Raw genomic sequence first — 6,544 nt, forward strand, 5'->3', positions numbered from 1 at the left:
GTCGGAGTTGATCGAACGCAGGGTCTGGAGAGCCGCCATCGCGGCGCCATTGGTAATGATGCTTGTCATCTGGAATTGTCCCTCGGCTTACCCGATACAAAAAAGGGACATACCGGACTTTACTACCGGTAATGGCGGTGCGGCATCATGCCCTTGGTCGCCCGATGTTCCGTCGAAGACCGTACCGTCATGCTGCCGGAACACTCGCAGCCAGCGGTTACGAAAAGCCTAATGACCCGCTCTACGACGGCATACCGGCCAATCAACCAACTTACATGGTTAACAGACCCTAAAGACAACCCGTCCTTGCGGCGCATGGGCATATGGCCATGTCAGATAAAGGAGCGCACCATGCTTCCCACAAGCAGGTTCCATCCGTCGATGAGGACGAAGAACATGATCTTGAAGGGCAGCGAGATCGCCGTCGGCGGAAGCATCATCATGCCCATCGACATCGTGATGGTCGCGACGACCAGATCGATGACGAGGAACGGCAGCACGACAAGGAAGCCGATCTCGAAACCGCGGCGGATTTCCGAAATCATGAATGCCGGGATCAGGACACGCAGGTCCACCTTGTCGCCGGTTGAAACCGCCTGGCCGCGCTCAGCCGCCAGATCGACAAAGAGATTGAGATCCTTGTCGCGCGTGTTGGCCAGCATGAATTCGCGGAAGGGGTCGCCGATCCGCTCAAATGCTTCGGCCTCGTCGATCTGATTGTCGATCAGCGGCTGGATGCCGTTCTCCCAGGCCCGATCGAAGGTGGGCGCCATGACGTAAAACGTCATGAACAGGGCGAGGCTGATCAGGATGAGATTGGCCGGCGTCGTCTGCAGCCCCATGCCTGCGCGCAGGATCGCGAAGGCGATGATGAAGCGCGGGAAACTCGTCACCATGATGAGGATACCCGGCGCAATCGAAAGCACGGTCAAAAGGCCGAACGTGCGGATGATCCAGCTCGCCACCGAGCCGTCCACCGGCTGGGTGAGCACTCCGGGATCGAGGGTCTGGGCCTCGGCCACCGCAACCAATGCCATCATGGCAAGCGTTGCAAGCAAGAATCGTATCATTCGATCAAGAAGGTCCTGAAAAGTATGTTGGAAACCTGGCCGTCAGAACGTATGGCGGCCCGCTCGGAAAGGTCCTCGCGCAGATGCTGAAAGCCGCGCGGCCCTTCGATCTGCTGCAGCGAGACCGTGCGCATATAGGCCATGACGTCCTGATGGATCGTTTCGGCCATCACCGGATCCGGCGCGGTATCGAAGACGAGAGCGACCTCGACGCGAACCCAGCTGTCGGACGGGTAGGAAAGATTTGTGGTTATGGGAGCCAGGGTCAGCGTCTGCGGCGCGACCGGCGGGACGTCGGGTTCGTCATCGGCCTCGTCATCCTTTTTTTGGTTTTTTTCTCGCGCCGCCATGGCTTCAATGGGGGATAACGGTTCCGACGCTCTTTGATTATCGGTCGTCATCTGGTCGCCGATAAGCGAGCCGAGCAGCCAGCCGCCACCGCCGGCGGCCCCGGTCAGGACAAGCAGCGCCGCGATCGTACTTGCAACGGAACCGCCTTTCTTGTTTTCCTCAGATGTCGCCATGTCACCCTGTGCCCTGGAGCGCGTTGTGATTAGATTGGAGAATAGATATCCACGATCTGCTGGCCGACCGGCGGCTGCTGCACCTCCATCAGCCGGCCGCGACCGCCATAGGAAACCCGCGCCTCGGCGATCTTCTCATAGGCGATCGTGTTCCTCGCATCGACATCCCGGGGGCGGACAATGCCGGCAATGTTGAGAATGCGCATCTCGTAGTTGACACGCACCTCCTGCGATCCGCTGATGACCAGATTGCCGTTGTCCAGAACGCCGGTCACGACCGCGGCAACCCGCAATTCCAGCCTTTCCGAGCGGGCGGTCTTGCCTTTGCCCTCGGTGCTGGTGTTCGAGCCGAATGTCAGACCGAACTGCCCCTCTGACCCCGTGCCGTCGACGCTGTAATTGCCGCCCGCATTGATACCGCTTGAGTTGGTCCTGTTGCGGTCGGTCGCGTTGTCGAACGTCGCCCTGTCATTGACGGCGATATTGACGGTGAGGATGTCACCGACCGTCATGGCGCGCGGGTCCTTGAACAGGGCGCTTTGCGCGTCCGTCCAGAGGGAATACCCGGCGCCGGGCTTGCGCGGCGGTTTGGGATAAAGCGCCATCTGCGGCGTTTCACCGTAACGCAGGCCGCTGCCGACCGGGCTCATCAACGGTGCGCGGCCGATATCCTTCATGACGGCGGAGCTGCAGCCGGCCATCAGGAAGCACAATGCGAAGGGAAAGAGAAAACGCATCATGATCGTTTGTCCGGACGGTTGGTGCCGGCCGCACTGGCGATTATGCTTGTGAGATTGGCCGCGGTCTCGGCATCCATCTCGTTGAGGATCTGGCTCGCCAGACGCGGCTTCAGTTTCATGACGATCGCGGCGGCGATGTTGATATCAACGAGTTCCAGCTTTTCAGCCGCCGCGTCGGCACGCATGTTCTTGTAGATATCGACAAGACCGCCCTCGGCCTTGACCAGAAAATCGTTGCGCAGCTTCAGCCAGTGTTCGTATTCGGCCCGCCGTTCTTCAAGAACCGCGATCCGGTCCTCGATTTCGTCCTGAAGCGCTTCGAGTTCCTGTTTTTGCAGCGCATAGCGCTGGTCTCGCGCCGCATCGGCAATATTTGAGCAAAATGCCCGGATCTCGTCGGAGATCTCCTCCGGCACGGCGGCGGACTGCGTGTTCTGCGCCAGTGCGTGCGACAGGGGCAATCCCCAAAGGCCAAGCGCGGTCGAGATCGCAAGCGCCGTCGCCGCGCATTTTCTCATGATCATCGCTACACCCTTGCTCATTGCAACACGAGCTCCGCCTGAAGGGCACCGGCAGACTTGATGCCCTGTAAAATGGAAATGATGCCATCCGGGGGGACGCCGATGCTGTTAAGACCCGCAACCAGGGTCTGCAGATTGGGACCGTTGAGGATGGCGACCTGCCCGCCATCCGTCATCGCCTGAATATCCGTCAAAGGCTCCACGGCCGTCACGCCCTGGCTGAAAGGCAGGGGCTGGGAAATGATGGGCATCTCGGTCACCCTGATCGTCAAGGTGCCGTGGCTGACGGCAACTCTGGAAACGCGGACATCGTGCCCCATGACAATCGTGCCGCTGCGCTCGTTTATGACCACACGCGCGGGCGTATCCGTTTCGACGGTCAGGCTTTCGATCTCGGCGACAAATCTTGGAAGCGCGATGTGCCCGGGGCGGGCGACATGCACGGTTGCCGAATCGTTGGCATGCGCCAGCATGCCGCCATATTGCTTTCCGGTATGCCGGTTGATTGCATCGGCGATCGACACGGCCGTCGTGAAATCCGGATTGCGCAACTGGAAGACGAGATGCCCGTTGTCCTTGAAACGCATCGGTATCTCGCGTTCGATGATGGCGCCGCCCGGAACCCTGCCCGCGGTGGTGATACCCTGCGTCAGGGTCTGGGCATCGCCGGCGGCGGTGAACCCTGAGACAATCACCGAACCCTGCGCGACGGCATATATCTGCCCGTCAGCGGCCGAAAGCGGGGTCATGACCAGCGTTCCGCCACGCAGCGACGTGGCATCGCCCATGGATGAAACCGATATATCGATGCGCGAGCCGATGCTGGAGAAGGGCGGCAAATCGGCAGTCACGATAACGGCGGCGACGTTGTTGGCGCGCGCGCGTTCACCCTCCGTCGCGATCCCCAGGTTCTCGAGCATGGCCCGCAGGGACTGCTCCGTGAACGGCGACCTTGCCGCACTGTCGCCGGTCCCCTGCAGGCCGATCACAAGGCCATAACCGATAAGCTGGTTCTGGCGGGCGCTCTGCAGCGATGTGACGTCCTTTATCCGCGATGCCGCGGACGCCGGCAAAGCGAGCATCAGACCTATCAGGAGTGCCGGGACAAGGCGCAACACGATCATTTTTCCGCCACCCTCACCGTGCCGTCCGCCATGACCGTTCCCGACACCGTGACGCCGGTGTTGACGTTGCGTATGCGGATAAAGTCGCCAACCAGGCCGTTGGCCAACGGACTTCCCGGCGCTGTGATGGTCAGGCCGTCCCGCGAAAACACCATCGTGACAACGGAGCCGCGCTCGACGGCATAGGGCTCGCGCACGGACGAAACCGGTATCACCCGTCCGGGCAGCAGCGTGCGCCGCGTCACCATTCCGGCAACCTGGTCCATCGACGACGCGTAGTCGCGCCGGATGTTGCGGTTGGTGACCGGCACCATTTCGAGCATATGCGCCTCGACGATCTGCCCCGGATAGATGATGCGTGTCGGAATGACGGCAACCGGATCAGCCGCGGCCGCGCTCCACACGCCCGCAAGGAGCAAAGCAACAACGGCAAGGACGGTCCGGCAGATCATCTCAAAGTCCCGTCACATGTTTCTGGAGACCGTCGCGGCCATCTCATCGGCGGCCTTGATGATCTTCGAGTTCATCTCGTATGCCCGCTGGGCCGATATCAGATCGGTGATTTCCTTGACGGCATCGACGTTGGAGGTCTCAAGATATCCCTGCTCGATCGATGCGAAGCCGGGATCGTTCGGCACGCCGACCGTTGCCTCTCCCGATGCTTCGGTTGCCTGGAAGAGATTGTCGCCAAGCGGCGCCAATCCGGCTTCATTGACGAAATTCGCAATGGTGATCTGTCCGATTTCCTGCTGGTCAGCGCCGTCACCGGCCCGTGCAAAAACCTGTCCGGACTTGGTGATCACGACCTCGCTGGTGCCCTCGGGAACGGTGATCGCCGGCTCCAGCAGGTATCCGTCCGTTGTGACGATCTCGCCGTTCGCATTGGTATTGAGAGCCCCGGAGCGGGTATAAAGCGTCTCTCCGTCAGTGTTTTGAACCTGGAACCAGCCGCGGCCGACAAGCGCGAGGTCAAACCGGTTGCCGGTATTGACCAGCGAGCCCTGTATGTGGACGTTGCGGACAGCCGTGGTCTGCACGCCGAGGCCGACATAGGCGCCTTCGGGCACGATGGCCTGGTTGGCGCTCGTGGGCACACCCTGCGCCTTCTCGACCTGATAGAGAAGATCGGAGAACTCCGCCCGCGCCCGTTTGAAGCCGGTGGTGTTGATGTTGGCGATGTTGTTGGCAATCACCTCGAGATTAAGCTGCTGGGCGTTCATTCCGGTCGCAGCGATGGCCAGGGCTTTCATTGCGGGCCTCCTCAGATGGGCATGCGGCTGATTTCAAGATAAGCGGTGATGATCTTGTCGCGGACGGCCACGGCCGTCTGAAGCGTCCTTTCCGCACCCATGACCGCATCGACGACTTCCTGTGTGCTGGCCTGCCCGTTGATGCCCTTCATGGACATCTGCTCGCCATGACGGATGGTGGCCGTCATGTCGGCCACCATGCCGGAAAGCATCAATGCAAACTCGGATTCCTGGGTTCCGGCCGCCCTGCCGGTGGTCGTCATGGACGAGGATACCGCCGATGCCGTGTTGCCGGCTTCGCGGGTCAGGGAGGTAACGGCTGCGGTGCTGACTGCGTCAATCACGTGGAGACCCTCAACAGATCAATGGTCATGGAGATAAGTTTGCGGGCCTGCTTTATGGTTTGCAGGTTTGCCTCATAGGACCGGTTGGCCTCGCGCATGTCGGCCATCTCAACCAGGATGTTCACATTCGGAAGCTTGACCATGCCGTTCTCGTCGGCAGCCGAATGCGAGGGATCATATTCGACCGAGAAGCCGGAGGTGTCGCGGCCGACCGATTCAACACGCACCATCGACGCGCCCGTAATCGCGTCGAGTTCGGAGCTGAATGCAATCGTCTTGCGCTGATAGGGATCGCCGCCCGGTTCGGTCGCCGTCGCCTGTGAGTTTGCCATGTTTTCGGACACGATCCGAAGACGGGTCGACTGGGCCTCCAGCCCGGAGGCTGCCGTTTTCATCGCTGCCGTAAGGGGATCAACCGCCGTCATTTGCGCACCGTCGCGAGCATCATCCGGTGGAAGGCTTTGATAATGCCTACATTGAGCTCATAGGCGTGCCGGATCTCGCCCGCCTTGATCAGTTCATCTTCAAGGACAACGGCCTTGCCGTTCGATGCCGCGCCGATCTCGTCGGAAGCGGCCTTGCGTACGGCGCTGCGCATGGAATCCTCGCTGAAATGCGCCGGGTGGGTCGCGGCCATCGAGGTACCGACGGACTGAAGAACCGTGTCGAAGGGATCGACCTGCTTCGCCGCATAGCCATTTGTGTTCACATTGGCGATATTGCCGGCGACGACGCTCTGGCGCACCGCCAGCCAGTGAGCCTGGCTCGACGCAAGTTCAAAAAGCTGGATCGGCTGCATCCGATTCTCCCTTTCGGGGAGCAAACTAGGAAGTTAATCTTGCGCGGGACTTGCGCCCGAACGATAACGCACACAATTGTGCCGCCGCCGGCGCAAAGGTTAAATAGTCACGACAGCCTAGTACTACAGTTGCAATTATTAGTAATTCATGATTCTCCTCAAGTGTTTAGAA

At 60.4% G+C, this 6,544-nt stretch carries 10 protein-coding genes; all 10 read right to left on the reverse strand.

The window, feature by feature from the left end; genetic code table 11:
* Nucleotides 1-332: 332 nt before the first annotated feature.
* The 10 genes from fliP to flgB are packed head-to-tail and all read right to left on the reverse strand — an operon-like array spanning nt 333 to nt 6,372.
* Complete coding sequence (fliP, locus tag AC5E6N_RS22630) at nt 333-1,070, reverse strand: flagellar type III secretion system pore protein FliP (RefSeq protein WP_491689069.1); 738 nt, start codon at nt 1,068-1,070, stop codon at nt 333-335.
* Nucleotides 1,067-1,594: a flagellar basal body-associated FliL family protein gene (locus tag AC5E6N_RS22635; protein WP_491749929.1), complete on the reverse strand. Its 528-nt coding sequence runs from the start codon at nt 1,592-1,594 to the stop codon at nt 1,067-1,069. Before AC5E6N_RS22635 ends, fliP begins: the two co-directional genes overlap by 4 nt.
* 29 nt (nt 1,595-1,623) lie before the next feature.
* Nucleotides 1,624-2,337 carry a flagellar basal body L-ring protein FlgH gene (flgH, locus tag AC5E6N_RS22640; RefSeq protein WP_491749936.1) on the reverse strand — a complete coding sequence of 238 codons (714 nt, stop codon included), beginning with the start codon at nt 2,335-2,337 and terminating at the stop codon, nt 1,624-1,626.
* The gene (locus AC5E6N_RS22645; protein ID WP_491749930.1) at nt 2,331-2,876 is read right to left on the reverse strand and encodes a MotE family protein; all 546 of its coding nucleotides are present in this window, start codon (nt 2,874-2,876) and stop codon (nt 2,331-2,333) included. Before AC5E6N_RS22645 ends, flgH begins: the two co-directional genes overlap by 7 nt.
* Nucleotides 2,873-3,979, reverse strand: a complete 1,107-nt coding sequence (locus AC5E6N_RS22650; protein WP_491749931.1) for a flagellar basal body P-ring protein FlgI — start codon at nt 3,977-3,979, stop codon at nt 2,873-2,875. Before AC5E6N_RS22650 ends, AC5E6N_RS22645 begins: the two co-directional genes overlap by 4 nt.
* Nucleotides 3,976-4,431, reverse strand: a complete 456-nt coding sequence (gene flgA, locus AC5E6N_RS22655; RefSeq protein WP_491749932.1) for a flagellar basal body P-ring formation chaperone FlgA — start codon at nt 4,429-4,431, stop codon at nt 3,976-3,978. The genes AC5E6N_RS22650 and flgA overlap by 4 nt, the downstream gene beginning before the upstream one ends.
* A gap of 12 nt (nt 4,432-4,443) precedes the next feature.
* A complete protein-coding gene (gene flgG, locus AC5E6N_RS22660; RefSeq protein ID WP_491689073.1) occupies nt 4,444-5,229 on the reverse strand; it encodes a flagellar basal-body rod protein FlgG in 786 nt (261 codons plus the stop codon).
* An 11-nt stretch (nt 5,230-5,240) separates the two neighbouring features.
* Nucleotides 5,241-5,573 carry a flagellar hook-basal body complex protein FliE gene (fliE, locus tag AC5E6N_RS22665; RefSeq protein ID WP_491749933.1) on the reverse strand — a complete coding sequence of 111 codons (333 nt, stop codon included), beginning with the start codon at nt 5,571-5,573 and terminating at the stop codon, nt 5,241-5,243.
* Complete coding sequence (gene flgC, locus AC5E6N_RS22670; RefSeq protein WP_491749934.1) at nt 5,570-5,998, reverse strand: flagellar basal body rod protein FlgC; 429 nt, start codon at nt 5,996-5,998, stop codon at nt 5,570-5,572. Before flgC ends, fliE begins: the two co-directional genes overlap by 4 nt.
* The gene (gene flgB, locus AC5E6N_RS22675) at nt 5,995-6,372 is read right to left on the reverse strand and encodes a flagellar basal body rod protein FlgB (protein WP_491749935.1); all 378 of its coding nucleotides are present in this window, start codon (nt 6,370-6,372) and stop codon (nt 5,995-5,997) included. The genes flgC and flgB overlap by 4 nt, the downstream gene beginning before the upstream one ends.
* Nucleotides 6,373-6,544 lie beyond the last annotated feature (172 nt).

It is taken from the genome of Hoeflea sp., assembly GCF_984452065.1.